Origin of the sequence: Pseudomonas lijiangensis (genome assembly GCF_018968705.1) — a bacterium.
GTDB lineage: Bacteria > Pseudomonadota > Gammaproteobacteria > Pseudomonadales > Pseudomonadaceae > Aquipseudomonas > Aquipseudomonas lijiangensis.
The window spans coordinates 4,428,983-4,453,824 of record NZ_CP076668.1; the positions used below are offsets into that span (position 1 = coordinate 4,428,983).

The 24,842-nt window shown below is 58.9% G+C and carries 22 protein-coding genes; 12 read left to right on the forward strand and 10 right to left on the reverse strand.

The annotated features are described in order from the left end of the window. The first annotated feature begins 244 nt into the window (after positions 1-244). Both KQP88_RS18475 and KQP88_RS18480 read left to right on the forward strand, forming a co-directional pair. Complete coding sequence (locus tag KQP88_RS18475; protein ID WP_216705994.1) at positions 245-1,189, forward strand: alpha/beta hydrolase; 945 nt, start codon at positions 245-247, stop codon at positions 1,187-1,189. Positions 1,190-1,229: 40 nt separating this feature from the next. Then, positions 1,230-1,700, forward strand: a complete 471-nt coding sequence (locus KQP88_RS18480) for a MaoC family dehydratase (RefSeq protein ID WP_025261438.1) — start codon at positions 1,230-1,232, stop codon at positions 1,698-1,700. 135 nt (positions 1,701-1,835) lie between these two features. Here KQP88_RS18480 and ccoM read toward each other — a convergent pair whose 3' ends face one another. From ccoM to KQP88_RS18490, 3 genes are all read right to left on the reverse strand, one after another. Next, positions 1,836-1,946: a cytochrome c oxidase subunit CcoM gene (ccoM, locus tag KQP88_RS25460; protein WP_025261439.1), complete on the reverse strand. Its 111-nt coding sequence runs from the start codon at positions 1,944-1,946 to the stop codon at positions 1,836-1,838. Positions 1,947-2,093: 147 nt separating this feature from the next. Next, positions 2,094-2,252, reverse strand: coding sequence for a hypothetical protein (locus tag KQP88_RS18485; protein ID WP_198727444.1), 159 nt, complete (start codon positions 2,250-2,252; stop codon positions 2,094-2,096). A gap of 81 nt (positions 2,253-2,333) precedes the next feature. Further along, entirely contained in the window at positions 2,334-2,672 is a 339-nt protein-coding gene (locus KQP88_RS18490) for an aspartate-semialdehyde dehydrogenase (RefSeq protein ID WP_200992708.1), read from the reverse strand. A 215-nt stretch (positions 2,673-2,887) separates the two neighbouring features. Here KQP88_RS18490 and rapA point away from each other — a divergent pair, with 215 nt between their 5' ends. Continuing rightward, positions 2,888-5,734, forward strand: coding sequence for an RNA polymerase-associated protein RapA (gene rapA / locus KQP88_RS18495; protein WP_216703851.1), 2,847 nt, complete (start codon positions 2,888-2,890; stop codon positions 5,732-5,734). Positions 5,735-5,867: 133 nt separating this feature from the next. On the opposite strand, the gene KQP88_RS18500 is transcribed toward rapA, so the two are convergent. Beyond that, positions 5,868-6,797 (reverse strand): IS110 family transposase, encoded by a 930-nt coding sequence (locus tag KQP88_RS18500; protein ID WP_216703852.1) that lies wholly within the window; start codon positions 6,795-6,797, stop codon positions 5,868-5,870. A gap of 387 nt (positions 6,798-7,184) precedes the next feature. Continuing rightward, a complete protein-coding gene (locus KQP88_RS18505; RefSeq protein WP_216703853.1) occupies positions 7,185-8,522 on the reverse strand; it encodes a spinster family MFS transporter in 1,338 nt (445 codons plus the stop codon). Positions 8,523-8,843: 321 nt separating this feature from the next. Here KQP88_RS18505 and KQP88_RS18510 point away from each other — a divergent pair, with 321 nt between their 5' ends. Further along, positions 8,844-11,156 (forward strand): putative bifunctional diguanylate cyclase/phosphodiesterase, encoded by a 2,313-nt coding sequence (locus KQP88_RS18510; RefSeq protein WP_216703854.1) that lies wholly within the window; start codon positions 8,844-8,846, stop codon positions 11,154-11,156. A 56-nt stretch (positions 11,157-11,212) separates the two neighbouring features. On the opposite strand, the gene KQP88_RS18515 is transcribed toward KQP88_RS18510, so the two are convergent. Beyond that, positions 11,213-11,518: a DUF2288 domain-containing protein gene (locus KQP88_RS18515; protein WP_216703855.1), complete on the reverse strand. Its 306-nt coding sequence runs from the start codon at positions 11,516-11,518 to the stop codon at positions 11,213-11,215. Positions 11,519-11,850: 332 nt separating this feature from the next. Between KQP88_RS18515 and KQP88_RS18520 the strand changes: the two genes are divergently transcribed. From KQP88_RS18520 to KQP88_RS18550, 7 genes are all read left to right on the forward strand, one after another. Then, complete coding sequence (locus tag KQP88_RS18520; protein ID WP_216703856.1) at positions 11,851-12,978, forward strand: branched-chain amino acid ABC transporter substrate-binding protein; 1,128 nt, start codon at positions 11,851-11,853, stop codon at positions 12,976-12,978. Positions 12,979-13,241: 263 nt separating this feature from the next. Next, positions 13,242-14,171, forward strand: a complete 930-nt coding sequence (gene livH / locus KQP88_RS18525) for a high-affinity branched-chain amino acid ABC transporter permease LivH (protein WP_025261446.1) — start codon at positions 13,242-13,244, stop codon at positions 14,169-14,171. Continuing rightward, positions 14,168-15,424: a high-affinity branched-chain amino acid ABC transporter permease LivM gene (locus KQP88_RS18530; RefSeq protein WP_198727452.1), complete on the forward strand. Its 1,257-nt coding sequence runs from the start codon at positions 14,168-14,170 to the stop codon at positions 15,422-15,424. Before livH ends, KQP88_RS18530 begins: the two co-directional genes overlap by 4 nt. Then, positions 15,421-16,188 (forward strand): high-affinity branched-chain amino acid ABC transporter ATP-binding protein LivG, encoded by a 768-nt coding sequence (gene livG / locus KQP88_RS18535; RefSeq protein ID WP_025261448.1) that lies wholly within the window; start codon positions 15,421-15,423, stop codon positions 16,186-16,188. The genes KQP88_RS18530 and livG overlap by 4 nt, the downstream gene beginning before the upstream one ends. Then, positions 16,189-16,890 carry an ABC transporter ATP-binding protein gene (locus tag KQP88_RS18540; protein ID WP_200992715.1) on the forward strand — a complete coding sequence of 234 codons (702 nt, stop codon included), beginning with the start codon at positions 16,189-16,191 and terminating at the stop codon, positions 16,888-16,890. A 206-nt stretch (positions 16,891-17,096) separates the two neighbouring features. Next, complete coding sequence (locus tag KQP88_RS18545; protein ID WP_198727454.1) at positions 17,097-17,789, forward strand: COG3650 family protein; 693 nt, start codon at positions 17,097-17,099, stop codon at positions 17,787-17,789. Positions 17,790-17,885: 96 nt separating this feature from the next. Then, the gene (locus KQP88_RS18550) at positions 17,886-19,493 is read left to right on the forward strand and encodes an NAD(P)/FAD-dependent oxidoreductase (RefSeq protein ID WP_200992717.1); all 1,608 of its coding nucleotides are present in this window, start codon (positions 17,886-17,888) and stop codon (positions 19,491-19,493) included. 146 nt (positions 19,494-19,639) lie between these two features. Here the strand turns inward: KQP88_RS18550 and KQP88_RS18555 are convergent, their stop codons facing one another. Next, positions 19,640-20,734, reverse strand: a complete 1,095-nt coding sequence (locus KQP88_RS18555) for a PLP-dependent cysteine synthase family protein (protein ID WP_216703857.1) — start codon at positions 20,732-20,734, stop codon at positions 19,640-19,642. 252 nt (positions 20,735-20,986) lie between these two features. Here KQP88_RS18555 and nhaA point away from each other — a divergent pair, with 252 nt between their 5' ends. Beyond that, positions 20,987-22,159, forward strand: coding sequence for a Na+/H+ antiporter NhaA (gene nhaA / locus KQP88_RS18560; protein WP_216703858.1), 1,173 nt, complete (start codon positions 20,987-20,989; stop codon positions 22,157-22,159). A 55-nt stretch (positions 22,160-22,214) separates the two neighbouring features. On the opposite strand, the gene KQP88_RS18565 is transcribed toward nhaA, so the two are convergent. The 3 genes from KQP88_RS18565 to KQP88_RS18575 all read right to left on the reverse strand — a co-directional run bounded on the left by KQP88_RS18565 (position 22,215) and on the right by KQP88_RS18575 (position 24,807). Then, positions 22,215-22,679: an outer membrane lipoprotein gene (locus tag KQP88_RS18565; RefSeq protein ID WP_025261454.1), complete on the reverse strand. Its 465-nt coding sequence runs from the start codon at positions 22,677-22,679 to the stop codon at positions 22,215-22,217. Positions 22,680-23,007: 328 nt separating this feature from the next. Next, the gene (pdxH, locus tag KQP88_RS18570) at positions 23,008-23,655 is read right to left on the reverse strand and encodes a pyridoxamine 5'-phosphate oxidase (RefSeq protein WP_200992720.1); all 648 of its coding nucleotides are present in this window, start codon (positions 23,653-23,655) and stop codon (positions 23,008-23,010) included. A gap of 78 nt (positions 23,656-23,733) precedes the next feature. Further along, positions 23,734-24,807, reverse strand: coding sequence for an OmpA family protein (locus tag KQP88_RS18575; protein WP_216703859.1), 1,074 nt, complete (start codon positions 24,805-24,807; stop codon positions 23,734-23,736). Positions 24,808-24,842: the final 35 nt, after the last annotated feature.

A 24,842-nucleotide genomic window follows, 5' to 3' on the forward strand; every position in this document is an offset into this window, starting at 1 on the left:
ACTTTTAGAGCAATGATTCTATTTGTTACGAATGTAACTGAAAACACGGGACCAAACGCCCCGCCCCACATCCTTCAATGGCTTCTTCTAAACGCTCCGTCCATGCATGGGCAACCACTATTCCCCTCTCCAATACCCACTGCTGGCGACCATGAATCTTGCAGTCGGGCAACCTGAAGTCGTCATCGGCGATACACTCAATGAACACCTCATTCGGGCATCGATCCAGACTCGGGAAACAAACATGAACCACGAAGCCTTCTGGCTCGATGCCAGTGATAACACCCGCCTGCATGTCAATGCCTGGCTGCCGACCGATACGCCAAAAGCCGTCGTGATGCTCTCGCACGGCATGGCAGAACACGGTGGTCGTTATGAAAGGCTGGGCATGGCCCTGAATGCGGCTGGCATCGCGTTGTATGCCCATGATCAGCGCGGACACGGGCTGACGGCCGCCCACGGGGAGCTGGGTCACTTCGCAGACGAGGACGGCTGGAGCAAAGTGGTGGGCGACCTGGCAACCCTGAGCCAGACCATCGGCCAGAAACATCCCGGCCTGCCGCTGTTCCTGCTGGGCCACAGCATGGGCAGCTACATTGCCCAGGCGTATCTGATGCACCACGGCGCCAGCCTGCAAGGCGCGATTCTCAGTGGTTCGAATTTCCAGCCGGTTTCGCTCTATCGCAGCGCTCGCCAGATTGCACGCCTGGAGCGCTGGCGCCAGGGTCCCAGAGGGCGTAGCGCCCTGATCGAATGGCTGTCGTTCGGCTCGTTCAACAAGGCATTCAAACCGGCACGCACACGCTTCGACTGGCTCAGCCGCGACCAGGAGGAAGTCGACAAGTACCTCTTCGATCCTCTTTGCGGTTTTCGTTGCACCAATCAGTTATGGTTCGATCTGCTCGGCGGGCTGCAGAAAATCAGCAAGCCGTCCAACCTGAAACAGATCGACCCGGGCCTGCCGTTGCTGATAATTGGCGGCGAATGTGATCCGGTGAGCGATGGGAAGCGTCTGAAAGATCTTGCTCATGCATTGGGAAAGGCAGGTCATCAAGTCGTGCAACTTGAGATCTACCCCGAGGCGCGACATGAACTGCTCAATGAAACCAATCGCGATGACGTTACCCGTGATTTGATCGACTGGCTGCTGCGCTCACTCGAACAACCACGTCCGCACCGGGCCGAATGATTCCTCCCGGTTTAAAAATATCCATTTTCAGGACAGCCACATGACCCAGGTCACCAACACACCTTACGAAGCACTTGAAGTCGGCCAGACCGCCAGTTACAGCAAAACGGTGGAAGAACGTGATATTCAGCTGTTCGCCGCGATGTCGGGCGATCACAACCCGGTCCATCTGGACGCCGAATATGCTTCAAAGACCATGTTCAAGGAGCGTATCGCTCATGGCATGTTCAGTGGTGCGTTGATCAGTGCGGCAGTGGCCTGCGAGCTGCCTGGGCCGGGCACTATCTATATCGGTCAGCAGATGAGCTTCCAGAAGCCGGTGAAACTGGGCGACACCCTGACCGTACGCCTGGAGATCCTGGAAAAACTGCCGAAATTCCGCGTGCGCATCGCGACCCGCGTATTCAACCAGAACGATGAGCTGGTGGTGGATGGCGAAGCGGAAATCCTTGCACCTCGCAAGCAGCAGACCGTTGACCTGACCGTGCTGCCGGAAATCACTTTCGGTTGATTTGAGTGAATGGGGGCCTTTCGCGAATGAATTCGCTCCCACTTGGCCAGTGAGATTGCATAGGGCAGGCAAAAAAATGGGCGACCGAAGTCGCCCTAAATGCCTTGCGTGCTCTTGTGATGGAAGGCCTGAGCCTCACTTGCGCTTTTGCGAGTCCTTCCAGATGAAAAGTCCGAAGCCTGCGAAGAAAACAAGCATCAGGCCGACGGTGACGACACCTGCGACAACCACATTGTCCAGAAACATAACTTCGCCTCCTGCTCTGCCCGTTCGATGGAGCTAGATTAACCACAACGGCGCGCAAAAAAATTGACCCAGATCAGTTGTCCCGAAGAGCGTGGGAACAACCGATCCGGGTCAACGGATCTGAAACGGGGTGTGGAACAGCAGGTATCAGCGCTTTTTCGGTTTCTTGCCGGACTTTTTCTTGCCACTGAGTGGCATCGCCTGTTCAAAGGCATTGCGTACTTCATTAAGGCGCTTGTCGTTCAGATCGTGAACACGCCTGGCGCGCTCGGCGCCCAGATCGATCAGCTTTTCATCTTCGCTCATGACTGCAGCTCTCGGACACTCGATATCAGGAGCAATAATGCTCAATCGCAGCGGCGATGACCAGCGAGGATGCATCGCACATCACACCTCGACATCTACCCACAGGCCTTGACGCGGCTCATTGTCGATCAGCGGAACCACAGGCACGGTGTTGTCGGCATTCAGAGAAGTGCCGGGAACGGCAAACTGCTCGATGTGCTCGCCTTCTTCTTCATGATGCTGACGCTGTTGTTGCTGGCGCTGTTGCTCTTCACGCAGCATCAAGGCGCTTCGCTCGGTATCTTCATGGCGAAGATCGATATTGGTTTCACTGGAGCTCGGTTGCACCGGTGCGACAGGTGGTATGTCCGGCATGCGCTTGGCCGGGTCCAGTTGCGACGTCACGGGTACCACACTCAGCGGAAGCGTCGGTTGCAGCATGATTTTTGTCTCCTGTTATTGGGCTTTCGGCTGCCATTCCGTCGACTTGAACGCCTTTCGGGAAAACTTTTCGACTATGTTTGGCGTAATAAGTGCCCGAAAGGGCGTATTTGTCATGATTGATGCCGATAACAGGTGTTTTTTCACTACCGCCTTTGGCTTCAGGGCGTGTTCCGTTAACATAGTCGGCTTTTTCAAAGCGGGAGTCAGGCAGCATGGCGCAGCAGTATCAACCGGGGCAACGCTGGATTAGCGACAGCGAAGCCGAGCTGGGTTTGGGCACCGTTCTGGCACAGGATGGCCGCTTATTGACCGTGCTCTATCCGGCCACTGGCGACACGCGTCAATACGCACTGCGTAATGCCCCATTGACCCGGGTACGTTTTTCGCCGGGCGATGTGATCACGCACTTCGAGAACTGGAAGATGACCGTGCGCGAAGTCGAGGATGTCGACGGGCTGCTGGTCTACCACGGCCTCAACGCACAGAACGAAGCCGTCACCCTTCCGGAAACCCAGCTATCGAACTTCATTCAGTTCCGTCTGGCCACCGACCGCCTGTTCGCCGGTCAGATCGACCCGCTGGCGTGGTTCTCCCTGCGTTACAACACCCTTGAGCACACCAGCCGTCAGTTGCAGTCGTCTCTTTGGGGTCTGGGCGGCGTGCGTGCCCAGCCTATCGCTCACCAGTTGCACATTGCCCGTGAAGTCGCTGACCGCATCGCGCCACGGGTTCTGCTGGCAGACGAAGTAGGCCTGGGTAAAACCATCGAAGCAGGTCTGGTGATCCATCGCCAGCTGCTTTCCGGCCGCGCCAGCCGCATCCTGATCCTGGTCCCGGAAAACCTTCAGCACCAGTGGCTGGTTGAAATGCGTCGTCGCTTCAACCTGCAGGTCGCCCTGTTCGACTCCGAGCGTTTCATCGAGAGCGATGCCGGTAACCCGTTCGAGGACACTCAGCTGGCGCTGGTCGCCCTGGAGTGGCTGGTCGAGGACGAAAAAGCCCAGGATGCCCTGTTTGCCGCAGGCTGGGACCTGATGGTGGTCGACGAAGCCCACCACCTGGTCTGGCACGAAGAAAAGGTCAGCCCCGAATACTCGCTGGTCGAGCAACTGGCCGAAGTCATTCCCGGCGTCCTGCTGCTGACCGCAACCCCTGAGCAACTGGGCCAGGACAGCCACTTTGCCCGCCTGCGCCTGCTGGACCCGAACCGCTTCCACGATCTGCAGGCCTTCCGCGCCGAAAGCGAAAACTATCGTCCGGTCGCCGAAGCCGTTCAGGAACTGCTGGACAAGGGCAAGCTGTCGGACAAGGCACACCAGACCATTCATGGTTTCCTGGGCGCCGAAGGTGAAAGCCTGCTGAGCGCCGTGAACGCTGGCGATGAAGAAGCCAAGGCGCGCCTGATCCGCGAGCTGCTGGATCGCCATGGCACCGGCCGCGTGCTTTTCCGTAATACCCGCGCTGCCGTTCAGGGCTTCCCTGAGCGTAAGCTGCATCAGTATCCGCTGCCCTGCCCTGCCGAATACCTGGAACTGCCACTGGGCGAGCATGCCGACCTGTACCCGGAAGTCAGCTTCCAGTCGCAGCCGGAGATCACCGAAGAAGAACGCTGGTGGCGCTTCGATCCACGGGTCGACTGGCTGATCGACACCCTCAAGATGCTCAAGCGCGTCAAGGTGCTGGTCATCTGCGCCCATGCCGAAACCGCCATGGACCTGGAAGACGCGCTGCGCGTGCGTTCCGGTATCCCGGCCACCGTGTTCCACGAAGGCATGAACATTCTGGAGCGCGACCGCGCAGCGGCCTATTTTGCCGATGAAGAATTCGGCGCACAGGTTCTGATCTGTTCGGAAATCGGCAGTGAAGGCCGCAACTTCCAGTTCTCCCACCATCTGGTGCTGTTCGATCTGCCAGCGCACCCGGACCTGCTGGAGCAGCGTATCGGTCGTCTGGACCGTATCGGCCAGAAGCACACCATCGAACTGCACGTGCCGTTCCTGGAAACCAGCCCGCAAGCGCGTCTGTTCCAGTGGTATCACGAGGCGCTCAATGCGTTCCTCAATACCTGCCCGACCGGCAACGCCCTGCAACACCAGTTCGGCCCGCGCCTGCTACCGCTGCTGGAAAGCGGTGACGACGATGAATGGCAGAGCCTGATCGACGAAGCCCGCACCGAGCGCGAGCGTCTGGAAAGCGAACTGCATACCGGCCGTGACCGCCTGCTGGAACTCAACTCCGGCGGCGCTGGCGAAGGTGAAGCGCTGGTGGAAGCGATTCTGGAGCAGGACGATCAGTTCACCCTGCCGATCTACATGGAAACCCTGTTCGACGCCTTTGGCATCGACAGCGAAGACCATTCGGAAAACGCTCTGATCCTCAAGCCGAGCGAAAAAATGCTCGACGCCAGCTTCCCGCTGGGTGACGACGAAGGCGTGACCATCACTTACGACCGCAACCAGGCGCTGTCTCGCGAAGACATGCAGTTCATTACCTGGGAACACCCGATGGTTCAGGGCGGCATGGATCTGGTGCTGTCCGGCTCCATGGGCAACACCTCGGTGGCGCTGATCAAGAACAAGGCGCTCAAGCCGGGCACCGTGCTGCTGGAGCTGATCTACGTCAGCGAAGTGGTCGCGCCGCGCTCCCTGCAACTGGGCCGCTACCTGCCGCCTGCTGCACTGCGCTGCCTGCTGGATGCAAACGGCAATGATCTGGCCAGCCGGGTTTCGTTCAGCACCCTGAACGATCAACTGGAAAGCGTGCCACGCGCCAGCGCCAACAAGTTCATCCAGGCACAGCGCGATGTGCTGACGCCCAAGATCAATGCCGGTGAAGAACGAATTGCCCCGAAACACGCCGAGCGCGTGGCCGAGGCACAACGTCGTCTGGCAGCCGATACCGAAGAGGAACTTGCACGCCTGACTGCCCTGCAAGCCGTCAACCCGACCGTTCGCGACAGCGAACTGGTCGCCCTGCGCACCCAACGCGAACAAGGCCTGGCCATGCTCGAAAAAGCAGCGCTGCGCCTGGAAGCGATCCGGGTGCTGGTGGCTGGCTGATAACCTGTTCGCGAATAAATTCGCTCCCACCCCCGTGGGAGCCAACTGTCTTTCATCGCTCCCCGATGAACGGGCATTTTCATGATGTCATCGCGGATAGATTCCGCGATGGCGGGCAACGCCCGCCCCCCATTCAAACCACCTGATCACGCCATGGTGTTCCGTCGCGCGCCATGGCGTTCAGGCGAATCAGCAACACCCGCATGCAGGCCACCAGGGCCACTTTCGCGCACTTGCCTTTGGCACGCAGCCTCGCATAACGCTCCTTGAAATCGGAGTTGTAGCGCACCATCCCCAGCGCACACATGTAGGCCGCACGGCGTAGTTTCGACCGCCCACCGTAGATCTGCCGCTTACCGGTCTTGGTACCGCTGTCGTTGTTGTACGGCGCCACGCCGGCCAAGGCAGCGATTTGTCCACGGCTCAGGTCGCCCAGCTCGGGCAGGTAGCAGAAGAGGCTGGCGATTGTCACGGCCCCCACGCCCTTTACAGCCTCTAGCCGTTGCAGCAGTTCTGAGTCGACCCGGCGGGTTTGTGCAGCGACAAGCTGATCCACCGACTTGATCTGCACTTTAAGGCTGGCCTCCAACGCGAGGTAGATTTCCACCACGCAGGGCAGTACGGCCTGTTTGATACGGCGCCGGTTGTCATCGCGTTGTTGAAGCAGGTTGCTACGCAAGTTGACCAGTTCAAGCAGGACTTCGCGTTCCTCGTCAGGCTTGGCGAAACCCTTTTCCTCCAGGCTGGAGGCGAACATGGCCAGCATTTGCGCGTCGATCGGGTCCGTCTTGGCGCGCTTGCCCATGGCCAGCGCGAACTGGCGTGAGCGGACAGGGTTGATACGCTGGACCTTGAACCCGGCATTAGCCAGCAGCTTTACCGACAGTCTCTCGTAACCCCCGGTGGCCTCAACAAGAACACGTTCAACCTGATGGGCGCTGAGGTACTCAGCGATGCTGGCGAGACCTTCTTCGGTGTTAGGCACGCAGAGATCATCTGCTTTGGGAAACAGTGCAACCTGCAGCGTGGCCTTGGAAACATCAATTCCGGCATAGGCGGACATGAGTAAAACCTCTAGGATAAAGAGTGAGAGGCGCTTTGGCCTGGCTCACGCTTGTTGTTCGAGGTCGGACTCAGTCAACTGTTCGAGCTTTGAGCCAAAGCGGGAAGAGTGGATGGCAGCTTGGCTCCCACACGTGCTCTGGGCACCGCGAATGGTCAGCTTGCCATCCACCCCTCTCACCCCAGACATTACCCTGATCAAAGACACAAGCGAATTCATTCGCGAAGGTCACGGCCAATCAGTTAAGGCATGCCTGTCTCTTGTGGGAGGGGCCTTGGCCGCGACAGCCAGTTGAAAGTGCTGAAAAATGTGTAGCCTGTCAGCAGGTCGTCGCGGCCAAGGCCCCTCCCACGGATTGAGGCCCGACAACCTTCCTCGACGTTACACCTACCCAGGATTCAGCATCCTGTCCGTCATCCGCTTGGCATCTCTCGTGAAGCAACGCGAGGCCAGCAGCAGAAACGCCAGGGTCATGCCCAGAGTCACCGGGATCAGGTACATCGCATCATGCAAACCTGTAGCCTTGAAGCTTTCATCCATCTGCACCGCCCCCGCCAGCGTCATCGCTTCATGGGCATAGTGATCGGATAACCAGCCGACCACCACCGGCCCAAGCCCGCCGCCCAGCAGATACAACCCGGCAAAGAACAACGCCATGGCCGTCGCCCGCAGACGCGGCTCCACCACGTCCTGAATGGCGGTGTAGACGCAGGTATAAAAGTTATAGGCAAACAGCCAGCCGACGCTGAACACTGCCACAAACACCCCGATCTCCACCCTTCCCGCGTGCAAGGCATAACCCGTCGCCAGGGTGGCGACCAGCATGCTGAACGCCGCAAACCACAGCCGCCCATTGGGTGAGCGCTGGTGCAGCTTGTCCGCGATCAGGCCGCCCAGGGTCAGGCCGATCAGCCCGGTGAGCCCGACGATGACCCCGGTCGCCACAGCCGCTTCCTGCAGAGACACCTGAAAATAGCGTTGCAGCATCGGCACCATGAACGAGTTGCAGGCATAGGTTGCAAAGTTGAAGGTCAGCCCCGCCAGCACCAGCCAGCAAAAGGTCGGGATCGACAGCACCCGGCGAACCGGCTTTTCGATCTTCTCTTCGGACATCTGCACACTTTCGGCAGCGCCACGCTTGGGCTCACGGATAAAGAAGATGAACACCGCCAGAATCAGGCCGGGAACCGCCGCGATAAAGAACGGTGCCCGCCAGCTGTCGAACGCCTTGACCATCGCACCGATGGTGAAGAACGCCAGCAAAAGCCCCAGCGGCAGGCCCAGCATGAAAATGCCGATGGCTCGCGAGCGACGATGGGCCGGGAACAGATCACCGATCAATGAGTTGGCCGCCGGTGCATAACTGGCCTCACCGATCCCGACACCCATGCGCACCAGCAGGAATGTCCAGAAGCTGTTGGCCATGCCGTTGACCGCCGTCAGCCCGCTCCAGACGGCAAGCCCCCAGCCCATCAGTTTCTTGCGTGAGCCGGTATCGGCCATACGCCCGAGAGGCAAGCCTGCAATCGCATAGACAAGAGTAAATGCCGTGCCCAGAAGCCCGAGCTGAAAGTCGCTCAGGTGCCATTCCTTGCGAATGGGCTCGGTGATGATCGCCGGAATCGCTCGATCAAAGAAGTTGAACAGGTTGGCCAGAAACAGCAGAAACAAAACGCGCCAGGCATTGGAAGCCTGGACAGAGCTGTCGGTCGGGGGGTTGTTCATGAGGCATCCATCCCTTTTTTCTTCCTACTCTAGAGCCCTGCTGACAAACCGACTGTAAACATTCGTAAAAGACCTCAAATGCTGGAGCACAGGTTTTTATAACCATTGGTTATTGAGGCAATTCCATTTTTTTGAGTGTTGACCCTGGCAGGATTTTTTCAGCTTCTATACTCATGTCTATTCGCCAGGCTGAGACGTTGTGCGAAAAGTCGGAGAGCAATGCTCAGGCAAGGTGAAAACGCAGCATGAGCGATGCGCAGCCACTTTACGTACATAGCCTGAAGCCTTGGTGAACCCTGGCAGTGAACAATAGGGCTCGCTATGGAATGGCTCGGTTTGAATATGTTTGTCGGTTTTCCGGCAAACGGGCAATTACTGATCAACTGTAGTCATAACTTGTTTCTGGTAGCGCTGGCCTACGGGGTCGCCTGCGCAGCCTGTTTTGCAACGCTGGACATCACGGATAGGGTCATTCAGGTCGAGGCGAGCAAAAGCCGCCGCGTCTGGAAGGCCTTGGCCGCGCTATGTCTGGCGGGCGGCATCTGGGCCATGCATTTCATCAGCATGCTGGCTTTTCAGGCACCACTGAAAATCAGCTATGACCTGACCATTACCATCTCGTCCCTGCTGATCGTGCTGGCTGCCGGGCTGCTCGCCGTCAAGGCGCTGAGCATGGAAACCCTGACCATCAAGCGTTGCCTGATCACGTCCGTGATCATGGGGCTGGCCATCAGCATCATGCATTACGTCGGCATGGCGGCCATGCGCTCCGATGCCATCCAGTATTACGAGCCGAACATGTTTGCCCTGTCGATTCTGGTTGCCATCCTGGCCAGCGTGGCATTGCTGACCCTTTCCAGGCATTTGCGTCATCACAGCGGAATGTTTCACCAGATGTTCAAGTACGGCCTCAGCCTGCTGCTGGGCGCAGGCCTGCTGACCATGCACCTGATGGGAATGGAGGCCCTGCAACTGCTTCTGCCTCTGGAAGCGCAACTACAGATCCCCAACACCGAAAACAGCCAGCAACTGGGGCTGACCATCGCCATCATCACCTTGCTGATCATCGCCGGGAGCATCAGCGCGGCGATGGCCGACAAGAAGCTGCAAAGCAAGGAGCACGACCTGCAACGGGTCAACGCCTTGCTCAGCCAACTGGATCAGGCCCGTGTGTCCCTGCAGCAGGTTGCGCACTACGACCCGCTGACCAACCTGATCAACCGACGCGGTTTCAACCAGATATTCGGGGAGAAACTGCTGGAGCACAGCGTCAGCAAAGGCATGCTGGCGGTGATGTTTCTGGACATCGACCACTTCAAGCGCATCAACGACAGCCTGGGCCACGACGCCGGGGACGAGCTGCTCAAGGTGATTGCCGAACGAATCCGCAGCGCAACGCGGATTCAGGATGTGGTGGCCCGTTTCGGTGGCGACGAGTTCTGCATCCTGCTCAGCATTCCCGACTACGAAGAGGCGCGGCACCTGGCTTATCGGGTCATGCAGAAAATGAAGGAAACCATCGCCCTCGCGGGCCGGCGCATGGTGATGACCACCAGTATCGGCATCGCGGTCTTTCCCCGTGACGGTGCAACCTGCGACGAACTGCTCAAGCACGCGGATCTGGCGCTGTACCAATCCAAGGGCAACGGCCGCAACCGGGTCAACTTCTTCAGCCCGGCCCTCAAGACCAAGGCCAGCCTGGAGCTGCATCTGGAAGAAGAGCTGCGCAACGCCCTGCGCGAAGAAACGGGCCTGCAGGTCTACTACCAGCCCATCGTCGACCTGCGGACCGGTCATGTCGCCAAGCTAGAGGCACTGGTGCGCTGGCATCACCCGCAACATGGCCTGCTGATACCCGACCGTTTCATCGGCATCGCCGAAGCCAACGGGCTGATCGCCGAACTGGACAACTGGGTATTGCGCCGCGCCTGCAAGGATCTGGGCGCCCTGCGCCTGGACGGGTTCGACAAGATGATCATTGCGGTGAACTGCTCGGCGCTCAATCTGGCCAGGGATGAACTGGTCCATGAGGTCGAGCATGCATTGAGCGAGGCCAATGTGGCCCCGGGGCGTCTGGAACTGGAGGTGACCGAGAACGCCCTGATGGGGAATATCAGCAACACCATCGTGATGCTCAAGCAAATTCGCAGCCTGGGTGTCTCGCTTTCCATCGACGACTTCGGCACCGGCTATTCATCACTGGCCTATCTCAAGCGACTGCCGCTGGATACCCTGAAGATCGACCGTTCCTTCATCATCGACATTCCCAAGTCGCCACAGGACATGGAGATTGTTCAGGCGATTATCGTCATGGCTCACACCTTGCGCCTGAAGGTCGTGACAGAAGGCGTGGAAACGCCAGCGCAACTGGAGTTCCTCAGCCAGTACAGCTGCGATTATGTGCAAGGCTATCTGTTCAGCAAGCCGCAACCTCTGGAACGCCTGCTGCCATTGCTCAAACAGATGAACGAGCGCGACCCCGTCAGCCTGTTACCAAACTCCGGGATGCTTGACGGCAAGGATCTGGACACCGAAACCCCACGTTCACTCGATCTTTTCAGTGAACTCCCGGGCAGTGAACACCAGGCCATTCGCAGCGCCAGCCGCACCAAACGCTCCAGATGGTCGGATTGAAAGACAGGATGCCGGTGAAGACGCGCCCTTCGGGGCGCGCCATTACAGTGCAAATGTCAGGCTCGCGCCCTGTTCTGGATCAGGACCCAGGGCGAGACCACCACTGCCCACAGCAGCGGATCGCTTTCAACCAGCTCCATCGCCTTTGACTCAGACACCTTGCCGACCTGTCCGCTGGCCAGCCAGGCGGAAACCTTGCTGGCGTCATTTTCGGCCATGGCCTCGGCAACTTCGATCAGATCCAGCGGTTCCTCGACCCACAACAGGGCACCCTTGGCAAAGAATGGTTGCAATTCTTTCCAGGTAATCGAAGCGGTTTCGCCAAGCAGTTTGGCATAGAGGGTGCTAGGTTCTTGCGTCATGGGTTTCACCAAAAGAAAAATCGGCGCAATGATAACGCCGCCTTTTCCGCAGACAAACCCGAATGCGCCTCAATCGATCATCGGAAAGTTATTCAGGAGTCCATGAAATGGGGGTCGTATTCATGGGCTTAATTGGTTGAATTATGTAACTTTCTTTCGATTAAGCGACATCAATCGATTTCCCTCCCTGCGCCCAGCTTTTCAAGCCATCAACCAGCACTCTAAACTGTTCCGGTACAGTTGGCAGAGTGGGGAGGCGATCGGTTATCACATCCGATCCTGCAGCTTTAGCCATCAGGATTATAAAAACTACAACGCAAGAGTGGAGCATCATGACTAAGGGTACCAAGAAGCTTTCGAAGCTGTTTGCCGCATTGGTTATGGCGGGAGTTGCCAGCCATTCGTTCGCAGCAGATACCATCAAGATCGGCATCGCGGGTCCAAAGACCGGCGCAGTCGCCCAGTACGGCGACATGCAGTTCAGCGGTGCGAAAATGGCCATCGAACAGCTCAACGCCAAGGGCGGCGTTGATGGCAAGAAGCTCGAAGCTGTCGAATACGACGACGCCTGCGACCCGAAACAAGCCGTTGCCGTGGCCAACAAGATCGTCAACGACGGCGTGAAGTTCGTCATCGGCCACCTGTGCTCCAGCTCGGCTCAACCGGCTTCGGACGTCTACGAAGACGAAGGCATCATCATGGTGACCCCGGCAGCTACCAGCCCGGACATCACTTCCCGTGGCTACAAGCTGGTGTTCCGCACCATCGGCCTGGACAGCGCCCAGGGCCCGGCCGCAGGCGACTACATTGCCAAGCAGGTCAAACCAAAAGTCGTTGCCGTCATCCACGACAAGCAGCAGTACGGTGAAGGCATCGCCACTGCCGTCAAGCAGACCCTAGAAAAGGACGGCGTCAAGGTTGCCCTGTTCGAAGGTATCAATGCTGGCGACAAGGACTTCTCCTCGCTGATCGCCAAGATGAAGCAAGCCAACGTCGACTTCGTCTACTACGGCGGCTACCACCCTGAACTGGGCCTGATCCTGCGTCAGTCTCAGGAAAAAGGCCTGAAAGCCGGCTTCATGGGTCCAGAAGGCGTGGGTAACGCTTCGATCTCGCAGATTGCCCAGGATGCGTCCGAAGGCCTGCTGGTCACCCTGCCAGCTTCCTTCGACCAGGATCCGGCCAACAAGGCGCTGGTTGAAGCCTTCAAGGCGAAGAAAGAAGACCCGAGCGGTCCGTTCGTGTTCCCGTCCTACTCGGCCGTGACCGTGATTGCCGACGCAATCAAGATCGCCAAGAGCGAAGACACCGACAAGGTCGCTGCCGCCCTGCGTGCCAACACCTTCAAGACGCCGACCGGCGACCTGGCATTCGATGCCAAGGGCGACCTGAAGGACTTCAAGTTCGTGGTTTACACCTGGCACAAAGACGGCACCAAGACCGAGGCGCCCGTGAAGTAATCACGCGCCCTTGATCGACACCAGAGCCCACTGCTACCTCAGTGGGCTTTGTTTTGCGAGGCGCATGGACCCCACAGGATCCTGACGTCCCTGAATATCTTGAAACCGTTACCCGTGATTCACGAGGGTCTGCTGTCGCTTGCGCACGGCTCGTGCTGAAACGGCAACAGACCCAGCTGCATCAAACGAGGCCTCAGAGCACGACGAGCAGCCGGTAAAGACTCAACCAGTGAAACACAGAGCAGGTTTTTAGGAGCGCTGTAATGCCCGAGATAGACATCTATCACTTTTTCCAACAGCTGGTTAATGGCATGACCATTGGCAGCACCTATGCCTTGATTGCCATCGGTTACACCATGGTCTACGGCATCATCGGCATGATCAACTTCGCCCATGGCGAGGTATACATGATCGGTTCCTATGTGGCGTTCATCGCCATCGCGGGCCTGACGATGATGGGCCTTGGCAGCTTGCCACTGCTGATTACCGCAGCCTTCGCCGCCAGTATCGTCGTGACCAGTGCCTATGGTTATGCGATCGAACGTGTGGCCTACCGGCCATTGCGCGGCAGCAACCGACTGATCCCTCTGATTTCTGCCATCGGCATGTCTCTATTCCTGCAGAACACCGTGCTGCTTTCCCAGGATTCCAAGGACAAGTCGATCCCCAACCTGATTCCCGGCAACTTCGTGTTCGGCTCTGCCAGCACCCATGAAGTCGTGATCTCGTACATGCAGGTGCTGATCTTCATCGTGACCGTGGTTGCGATGCTCGGCCTGACCTGGTTCATCTCCCGCTCTCGCCTGGGCCGTGCGTGCCGCGCCTGTGCCGAAGACATCAAGATGGCCAACCTGCTGGGTATCAACACCAACAACATCATTGCCCTGACGTTCGTCATCGGTGCAGCCCTGGCCGCCATTGCTGCCGTGCTGCTGAGCATGCAATACGGCGTGATCAACCCCAACGCGGGCTTCCTGGTCGGTATCAAGGCGTTTACCGCGGCGGTACTTGGCGGTATCGGCAGTATCCCCGGCGCCATGCTGGGTGGTCTGGTACTGGGTATAGCCGAGGCATTCGGTGCCGACGTATTCGGCGACCAGTACAAGGATGTCGTTGCGTTCAGTCTTCTCGTATTGGTGCTGTTGTTCCGGCCGACCGGCCTGCTTGGCCGTCCGGAGGTTGAAAAAGTATGACCAAGAATCTCAAGTCGGCGTTTTTCAGCGCCTTGCTGGTGCTGGCTGTCGCCTATCCGGTGCTGGGCCTCAAGCTGGAAATCGTCGGGGTAAACCTGACGGTCATTGGCGCCAGCAGCACCACCGTTGCAATCATCCTGAGCTGCGCCGCACTGATGTTCGTGCGCGTACTGTTCCATGAGCAGATATCCGCTGCCTGGCGCGCGTCGCCGAGCCTGCCGAGCGTACCGTCCAGGGCCAGCAACTTCCTGACCCTGCCGAGCACCCAGCGCTGGTTCATCCTGGCACTGGTCATGGTTGCTCTGGTCTGGCCGTTCTTCGGCTCCCGTGGCGCGGTGGACATCGCGACACTGATCCTGATCTACGTGATGCTGGGCCTGGGCCTGAACATCGTGGTCGGTCTGGCCGGCCTGCTGGACCTGGGTTATGTCGGTTTCTATGCCGTCGGCGCCTACAGCTACGCCATGCTCTCCCACTACTTCGGCCTGGGTTTCTGGATCTGCCTGCCGATTGCCGGGTTGATGGCTGCGCTGTTCGGTTTCCTGCTGGGGTTCCCGGTATTGCGCCTGCGCGGTGACTATCTGGCCATCGTGACCCTGGGCTTCGGTGAAATCATTCGTCTGCTGCTGCGCAACATGACCGAGTTCACCGGTGGCCCGAACGGCATCAGCAACATCGAAAAACCGACGTTTTTCGGCCTGACGTTCGAGCGCAAGGCCGCTGAAGGCATGCAGACCTTCCACGAGTTCTTCGGCCTGACCTACAACTCGATCAACAAGGTGATCTTCCTCTATCTGGTCGCCCTGCTGCTGGCTCTGGCCGCGTTGTTCGTCATCAACCGCCTGCTGCGCATGCCTATCGGGCGTGCCTGGGAAGCGCTGCGTGAAGACGAAATCGCCTGTCGTGCACTGGGTCTGAATCCGACCATCATCAAGTTGTCGGCTTTCACCCTGGGCGCTGCGTTCGCAGGTTTCGCCGGTAGCTTCTTCGCCGCCCGCCAGGGTCTGGTGACGCCGGAGTCCTTCACCTTCATCGAGTCGGCAATCATCCTGGCCATCGTCGTCCTGGGCGGCATGGGCTCGCAGCTTGGTGTCATCCTCGCTGCCATCGTGATGATCCTGCTGCCCGAGTTGATGCGTGAATTCAGCGAATACCGCATGTTGATGTTCGGCGCCATGATGGTGCTGATGATGATCTGGCGTCCTCAAGGTTTCCTGCCTATGCAGCGCCCTCACATGGAGCTGCGTAAATGAGCCGTCCATTACTGCAAGCATCGGGTCTGAGCATGCGCTTTGGTGGCCTGCTGGCCGTCAACGGCGTTGGCCTGACCGTCAATGAGAAACAAGTCGTGTCGATGATCGGCCCCAACGGCGCCGGCAAGACCACGGTCTTCAACTGCCTGACCGGTTTCTACAAACCGACGGCGGGCACTATCCTGCTCGATGGCGAGCCGATCCAGGGCCTTGCCGGCCACGAGATCGCCCGCAAAGGCGTGGTCCGGACCTTCCAGAACGTGCGTCTGTTCAAGGAAATGACCGCCGTGGAAAACCTGCTGGTCGCCCAGCATCGGCACCTGAACACCAACTTCCTGTCCGGCCTGTTCAAGACCCCGGCGTTCCGCAGAAGCGAGCGCGAGGCCATGGACTATGCCGAGCACTGGCTGGAAGCCGTGAATCTCAAGGAGTTCGCCAACCGGGCGGCCGGCACCCTGGCCTACGGTCAGCAACGCCGCCTGGAAATCGCCCGCTGCATGATGACCCGTCCGCGCATCCTGATGCTCGACGAACCGGCAGCCGGCCTGAACCCCAAGGAAACAGAAGACCTCAAGGCGCTGATCGGCGTGCTGCGCAACGATCACAACGCCACGGTCCTGCTGATCGAGCACGACATGAAACTGGTCATGAGCATTTCCGACCATATCGTGGTGATCAACCAGGGCACGCCTCTGGCCGACGGCACACCGCAAGAGATCCGCGACAATCCTGAAGTGATCAAAGCCTACCTGGGGGAAGCGTAAATGCTGCAGTTTGAAAACGTTTCCACCTTCTACGGCAAGATCCAGGCGCTGCACGACGTCAACGTCGAAGTCCGCAAGGGCGAGATCGTCACCCTGATCGGTGCCAACGGCGCGGGCAAGTCCACGCTGTTGATGACGTTGTGCGGATCACCTCGCGCCCATAGCGGCAGCATTCGCTACATGGGCGAGGAACTGGTGGGTCTGGAGTCGTCGGTCATCATGCGCAAGAGCATCGCGGTCGTGCCGGAAGGCCGCCGCGTGTTCGCCCGCCTGACAGTCGAAGAGAACCTGGCCATGGGCGGCTTCTTCACTGAGAAAGGCGACTATCAGGAGCAGATGGACAAGGTCCTGCACCTGTTCCCTCGCCTCAAGGAACGCTTCACTCAGCGCGGCGGCACCATGTCCGGCGGCGAACAGCAGATGCTCGCCATCGGCCGTGCGCTGATGAGCAAGCCCAAGCTGCTGTTGCTGGATGAGCCTTCGCTGGGTCTGGCACCGATCATCATTCAGCAGATTTTCGAGATCGTCGAACAACTGCGTCGTGATGGCGTAACCGTGTTCCTGGTGGAGCAGAACGCCAACCAGGCCCTGAAAATCGCCGACCGCGCTTATGTACTGGAGAACGGTCGCGTGGTGATGCAGGGCTCGGGTGAAGAACTGCTGGTGGACCCGAAAGTACGGGATGCCTATCTGGGCGGTTGACCGCTGGGCATGGGTCATGAACAAACCTGTGGGAGGCAGCTTGCTGGCGAAAAGGGCCTGAAAAACGGCAGATATTCTGCGTCTGTACGCAGAAGTCGCCAGCAAGCTGCCTCCCACAAAATGATTTATGACCTTCGCCTGCTAACGCCCCTTGTGATGAAGCGGCAGGCTGAGTAACGTGGCGGCACTTATCTGGAGGCCTCCTCATGTCCGCTGTTCGTTCCGCCTTTGTATTCGCTCTCTTGCCACTGTTCGCCGGGTGCCAGATGCTCGGTCTTCCGCTGGGCAAATCGCAGGATGCGACCAAGGTGTCTACCGCCGGCATGATCCGCATGCAAGGCGACCTGATCGGGGAAAACGGACAACTGCTGTTCAAGCCCTGCCATGAGCAACGCCGCTACCTGGTCAAGGATCGCGGTAATACCGGCATCCTTCAGGAAGCCGCTTCGCTGGCCGACAGCAAGGGCCAGGTGTTTGCCGATCTGCGAGGCAACTTCGTTGCCAGCAAGGCCGTCAACAGTGACGGGCAAGTGGACCTGTATCAGTTCTATCGCGTCGAACGTCCCGACCAGTCCTGCGAAGACCTCAACTTCAAGCGCCTGACCCTGCACGCCAGCGGCAACAAGCCTGCATGGAACGTCAATGTCGGTGGCAAGGGCATGGTTCTGGAGCGTGAAGGTCAGGAAGCGCTGGCTTTCCCTTATCTTGAAGAACAACTGCCCGACGGCAGCTTCAGCGTCAGCACCGAAGCCAACAATCAACGTATCGAACTGTGGGTCACCCCGCAGCGTTGCGTCGACAGTGTCAATGGATCGGTACAGCACCTGACCGCCGAGTTGCGCGTCAACGGCCAGACCCAGCGTGGCTGCGGCTATTACGGTGGTTCGCGCAACGATTGATGCGTCGACTCGCCGTGACAGGGGTTCAGGGCTTATAATCGCCGGTTCTTGTAGTGCTGTCGGGCTGAACCTGCGGCCCGAAAACTGGACCCCTTAATGTTACGAATCACCGAACTCAAGCTGCCGATCGATCACCCGGACGAAGACCTGCGCGCTGCCCTGTTGCAGCACCTGGGTATCGACAGCAGCGAACTGCTGGACTTCACCCTGTTCAAGCGCAGCTACGATGCGCGCAAGAAGTCCTCCGAGCTGTTCTTCATCTACACCATCGACTTCCAGGTTCGCGACGAAGAAGCCCTGCTGCGCAAACTGGCCAATGACCGCCATGTCGGCCCGGCGCCGGATGTCAGCTACAAAGTCGTGGGCCATGCTCCTGCGGATCTCAAAGAGCGCCCGATCGTGGTCGGCTTCGGCCCCTGCGGGATTTTCGCAGGGTTGCTGCTGGCCCAGATGGGTTTCAAGCCGATCATTCTCGAACGCGGCAAGGAAGTTCGCCAGCGCACCAAGGACACCTGGGGCCTGTGGCGCAAGAATATCCTCAACCCCGAATCCAACGTGCAGTTTGGCGAGGGCGGTGCCGGGACCTTTTCCGACGGCAAGCTCTACAGCCAGATCAAGGACCCGAAATTCCATGGTCGCAAGGTTTTGCACGAGTTCGTGAAAGCCGGTGCCCCGGAAGAAATCCTCTACGTCAGCAAACCGCACATCGGCACCTTCCGTCTGACGGGCGTCGTTGAAAACATGCGTCAGCAGATCGAAGCGCTGGGCGGTGAAGTGCGCTTCCAGCAGCGTGTCACCGATCTGTTGATCGAAGATGGCCAGTTGCACGGTGTAGAACTGGACGGCGGCGAGCGTATCGAGTCGCGCCATGTGATCCTGGCTCTGGGCCACAGCGCCCGCGACACGTTCCGCATGCTGCACAGCCGGGGCGTGTACATGGAAGCCAAGCCGTTCTCGGTAGGTTTCCGTATCGAGCACCCGCAATCGCTGATCGACCGGGCTCGCCTGGGCAAATACGCCGGTCACCCGAAACTGGGCGCTGCCGACTACAAGCTGGTGCACCACGCCAGCAACGGTCGTTCGGTCTACAGCTTCTGCATGTGCCCGGGTGGCACCGTGGTTGCTGCGACTTCCGAGCCAAACCGCGTGGTCACCAACGGCATGAGCCAGTACTCGCGCAACGAGCGCAACGCCAACTCGGGCATCGTGGTCGGCATTACGCCTGAAGATTATCCGGGCAGCCCGCTGGCCGGGATCGAGCTGCAGGAACGCCTGGAATCCCATGCTTTCGTGATGGGAGGCGGCACCTACGAAGCACCTGCGCAACTGGTCGGCGACTTCATCGCCGGCAAGGCTTCCACTGAGCTGGGCAGCGTCGAGCCGTCCTACAAGCCGGGCGTGAAGCTGATGGACCTGGCCGACGCCCTGCCCGCTTATGCCATCGAAGCCATTCGCGAAGCATTGCCTGCGTTCGACAAGCAGATCAAAGGCTTTGCCCAGCATGACGCGATCCTGACAGGCATCGAAACCCGCACCTCCGCCCCACTGCGCATCACACGTGGCGCGGACATGCAGAGCCTCAACGTTAAAGGTCTGTACCCGGCAGGCGAAGGCGCCGGTTATGCCGGTGGCATCCTGTCGGCAGGCGTGGACGGCATCCGGATCGCCGAAGGGCTGGCGCGCAGCATGCTGGGAATCGAATAACCCCCGCCTGTTGTTGGGTCACAATCTGTGGGAGGGGCCTTGGCCGCGACAGCCAGTTCAGGCGCTGAAAAATGGGTTGCCTGTAAGCAAGTCGTCGCGGCCAAGGCCCCTCCCACAAGTGACAGGCATGTCTTAATTGATCGCTCCTACAGGCCTGCTCGCAACACGCCGTCGGGCAGGGCCTTGCCTTGTTCGGCGCAGGCCGCAATGCCTTCGATCAGTCCGCCCAGCTCATACCCCTGAGCCTTGAGCCAGGCCTCATCGTAATAGGTGCTGGCATAGCGCTCCCCGCCATCGCACAGAATCGCCACGATCGAGCCCTCCTCTCCCGCATCGACCATCTGCCGGGCAGCCAGCAGTGCGCCAATGAGGTTGGTGCCGCTTGACCCACCGACCTTGCGCCCCAACCGTCCGGCCAGGTAATGCATGGCCGCCAGCGACAGCGCATCCGGCACCTTGACCATGGCGTCGATCACATTGGGCAGGAACGAAGCCTCGACACGCGGCCTGCCAATGCCTTCGATGCGCGACCCGCACTCCAGGCGCAGGCTGGCATCGCCGCTGCGGTAATAATCGAAGAACACCGAACGTTCGGCGTCGGCGCACAATACTCGCGTGGCGTGCTGGCGATAACGAACATAACGCCCTAGCGTCGCCGTTGTGCCGCCCGTGCCGGGGCTGGAAATCAGCCAGGTCGGCTCCGGGTGCTTTTCAAAGCGCAACTGCTGATAGATCGACTCGGCGATGTTGTTGTTCGCCCGCCAGTCGGTGGCCCGCTCGGCATAGGTGAACTGGTCCATGAAATGCCCGCCGGTTTCCCGTGCCAGCCTTTCGGACTCGGCATAGATCTGCGTCGGGTCCTGAACCAGATGGCTCTTGCCCCCATAGAAAGCAATCTGCTCGATCTTCGCCCGTGAAGTGCTCGCCGGCATCACCGCCACGAACGGCAGGCCCAGCAAGCGGGCGAAGTAAGCCTCGGAAATCGCCGTGGAACCGCTGGACGCCTCGATCACCGGTGCTCCGGCCTTGAGCCAGCCATTGCACAGCGCATACAGAAACAGCGAACGCGCCAGACGATGCTTGAGGCTGCCGGTGGGATGACTGGACTCGTCCTTGAAGTACAGCTCCACACCGGGCAACCCTGGCAGAGGCAAGGGAATCAAGTGAGTGTCGGCGCTGCGCTGGAAGTCTGCTTCGATGATACGAATGGCTTCGCGGGACCAGGGACGGTTATCGATCATGGACTGACTGCTCTTCTATTCCGAATGACCGGAAGTTACACAAAGTTATTGAGAGCAGGATTTTAGGAAATAACCTACAGCCAAAACAGGCACAGTTAAGACTTAATAAGTTACACAATTGTTAGACTTCAGAAACTGCAACAGGGCCGTTACCTTTAGAACCAAAACGAATATAACTTTTGTTTTAACCCCGGCAGGTAAACGGTAGGGTAGCGGGCTTTTTCCTTGAAACCATGGAGCATAACCGCACCGATGCGAAATACGATCATACGTTTCTTTCAACTTGAAGCAGCAGGCGGCCTGCTGCTGATCGCTGCTGCTGCCCTGGCACTGATTATCAATAACTCGCCGTTGTCATGGTTGTACAACGAATTCCTCAATATCCCGGTAGTGGCCCAGATTGGCGCAATCAAGATCGCCAAGCCTCTGTTGTTGTGGATCAACGATGGTTTGATGGCGCTGTTCTTTCTGGTCATCGGGCTTGAGGTGAAACGCGAACTGCTTGAAGGCCATCTGTCCCGCCCCTCGCAAGTGGTATTGCCCGGCGCTGCGGCCATTGGCGGCATGGTTGTTCCGGCGCTCATCTATTACGCGCTCAACAAGGACAACCCTGCCGCCCTGGGTGGCTGGGCAATTCCCATGGCGACCGATATCGCCTTTGCTCTGGGCGTGCTCGCACTGCTCGGCAAGCGCGTGCCGGTGTCGCTCAAGCTGTTCCTGATGACACTCGCCATCATCGACGACCTCGGTGCAATCGTCGTCATTGCGCTGTTCTACTCGGGCGAACTGTCGAGCCTGTCGCTGATCCTCGCGGCTGTATCGACTGGGGCCCTGATCGTGATGAACCGGCTCGGCGTGGCCAAGCTCGGTCCTTACTTGCTGATCGGCCTCGTGCTGTGGGTCTGTGTACTCAAAAGTGGCGTCCATGCGACGCTGGCCGGCGTGGTCCTGGCCTTCTGCATACCGCTGCGCACCAAAACCGAAAAAGCGTCCCCTCTGCTGAGCCTGGAGCATGGGCTGCACCCGTGGGTCGCCTATGGAATCCTGCCGCTCTTCGCCTTTGCCAATGCCGGTGTTTCACTGACTGGCATTACGCTGGACAGCTTTACCCATCCGGTGCCCATGGGGATTGCGGCAGGCCTGTTGATCGGCAAGACACTGGGGGTCTTCGGGCTGACCTGGCTGGCGATCCAGACGGGTCTGGCGAAGCTGCCGAACGAAGCCAACTGGGGACAGGTGCTGGGCGTTTCGATCCTCTGCGGGATCGGTTTCACCATGAGCCTGTTCGTAGGCTCGCTGGCCTTCGAGGCTGGCGTCAGTGACTACGCGGGAGAAGACCGCATGGGCATTCTCACCGGCTCCATTCTCTCGGCACTGATGGGCTATGCCGTCATGCTCATGTGCAGCAGAAAGAACCGGCTCTAATTACCCCATAAAGAAAAAACCCGAGCCAAGGCTCGGGTTTTTCATATCAGACAGATCAGTGCGATACACGGCTCGTGCCATTGACGGTCATGATGCGTACGCGCTCGCCGACACGGAAAATCTCGTTTTCCTGAACCTGCTGCACATAGGCACGCATGCTGCCGTCGTCTTCACGCACGGTGATTTCAACACCTTGAGTACGGGTCAGGCCTTCTTCGGTCATGGAGCCGAGCAGACCACCGGCAACGGCACCGATCACCGCTGCAACGACACTACCGCGCCCACCACCGATGGCGCTACCGCCTACACCACCGACCACGGCACCGGCACCTGCGCCGATTGGTGTCTTGGTGCCTTCGATTTTGACAGGTCGCAGAGATTCGACAGTACCCAGGCGAACGGTCTGTACAGTCCTGGCTTCGTCACGGGAGTAGGAATCACCGGTGAGATTCGAGGTACAGCCGCCCAGTGTCAGCGCCATCGCGGTGAACGAGGCGGCCAGAAAAGCAGACTTGCGCATAAAGGCATCTCCAAAGGAACCAGTGGCCATTAGACTCCGCCCTGTCGACGCTGTCACGGCCCTGTTCCTGCAATTTAAGTTCATTCAGGTGTCATACAGCGACGTCACGTGTAGCGCTATGACGACCTGGTAACAGAATAATTCACACGCATGGTGGCTGCGTGTCAGTTAAGGTCAACGAATCACTTTGTGGGAGGCAGCTTGCTGGCGACTTCAGTACAGACACAAAATATCTGTCAGTTTCACGCCTTTTTCGCCAGCAAGCTGCCTCCCACACGTTTTGTTTGTGCCTTGATTGATCAGCATTACTGCATCGTTTAATTAAAGCTCAGGGTGCCAGACGTTCCCGTGTCCATTGATCGTCTATCAAACGATAGTTCAAACGATCATGCAAACGGCTTGGACGCCCCTGCCAGAACTCGATCCGCTCAGGCAAAAGACGATAGCCGCCCCAATGATCCGGGCAATGAGGCTGTGTATCGAGAAAGCGCTGTTCGGTCTGTTTGATCATGCCTTCAAGTTCTGCACGATCGGCTATGACGCGACTTTGCGGTGATGCCCAGGCGCCCAGGCGGCTGCCCAGTGGACGAACCTGAAAATACGCATCGGATTCCTGCGCACTGACCTTGACCACGCGCCCCTCGATCCGTACCTGACGCTCAAGCGTCGGCCAGAAAAAGGTCATGGCCGCAAACGGGCGTGCAGCCAGATGCTGCCCCTTGGCACTGTCATAGTTGGTGAAAAAGGTGAAGCCCAGTGCATCCAGGCCCTTGAGCAGCAGAACCCGGCAATGCGGACGCCCCTCTTCATCGACCGTCGCCAGGGTCATGGCATTGGCTTCTACGGGAGGCTGTTCTGTCTTGACCGCTTCGTCGAACCATTTGTGGAACAGGGCGAAGGGTTCATCGGGTGCCTGCGCTTCGGTCAAACCATCGCGAGCATAATCACGGCGCATATCGGCCAGGGCTTGGGTCATGACGGGTTCCTTCACCGAAATAATGCGAAGTCTGACCCGTACACTCCCCTGCGGGAATGATACGGGTCAGTCAGACGATCAGTTGCTGGCCTGATCGCCGGTTTTCTTGGCTGCATCCTTGGCTGGCGCAGCTTTGGCTGGAGCGTCCTTGGCTGCAGTGGTTTTCTTGGCTGGCGTCGTGGATTTGGCTGGCGCAGCTTTCTTGGCGGTAGTGGCCTTGGCAGCTGTAGCCTTCTTGGCCGTGGTGGCCTTGGCTGTGTCCTTCTTGGTCGCAGCCGCTTTCTTGGCCGGAGCAGGCGCTGGCGGGACGACAGGCTTGACGTCCTGAGTCGCAACCATGGTCGGTGCGGTCGGTGGCAAGGCGTATTTGCTCATCAGTGCAACCATGGTGTCTTGAGGCGTCAGCAGGATTTCGACACGACGGTTGAGCGAGCGGCCCTGGGCGCTGTCGTTGGCAGCACGTGGCATCACGGCCCCCATGCCGCGCAGGCTCAGACGATTACGTTCCAGACCACTGAGGCGGAAGATCGCAGCAACGGATTGGGCGCGCTCCTGGCTGATTTTCTGGTTGGCAGCCGCGACACCCGAAGTGTCGGCGTGGCCAAGCACCAGTATGGCAGCCTTGGAATCACCTTCGACAGCCTTGGCCAGACGGGTGATCGGACCCAGGGTCACGGGCAGCAACATGGCGGGGCGGTCAGGGTTGAACGAAGTGTCGACCGGCGCGGTGATGGCCAGCAGGTCTTCACGCCGCTCCAGCTCGAACGGACTGTCCTTGATCGCCGCACGCACGCGCGGTTCGTACTCGTCGAGCCAGGCCTGGGTGATTTTCGGGTCGGGCATCGGAGCGGCCTTGGGCTCGTCCTTCTTGGTGTCGTCACTGCTGCCGAACGGCCAATACCACGGGTTGCTCTTTTCAGTCTTGGCGAGGGAATCGGCAACCGCAGGCGCCTTTTGAGGAGCAGGGGCCGGAGCCGGAGCCGACGCCGGAGCAGGAGCTTTTGCTACATCCGCTGGAGCATCCTTGCCAAAACCAAACTGCCACCAATGACTGCCCGTATCGGCAACATCGGCAGAATCGGTTTTAGGGGTTTGGGCACAGCCGGTGACGGCAATACACAGGGCGAGAACGAGACTTTTATTGGATAACATGGATGACCCACAGCAGTATTGATAACAAGGGACGC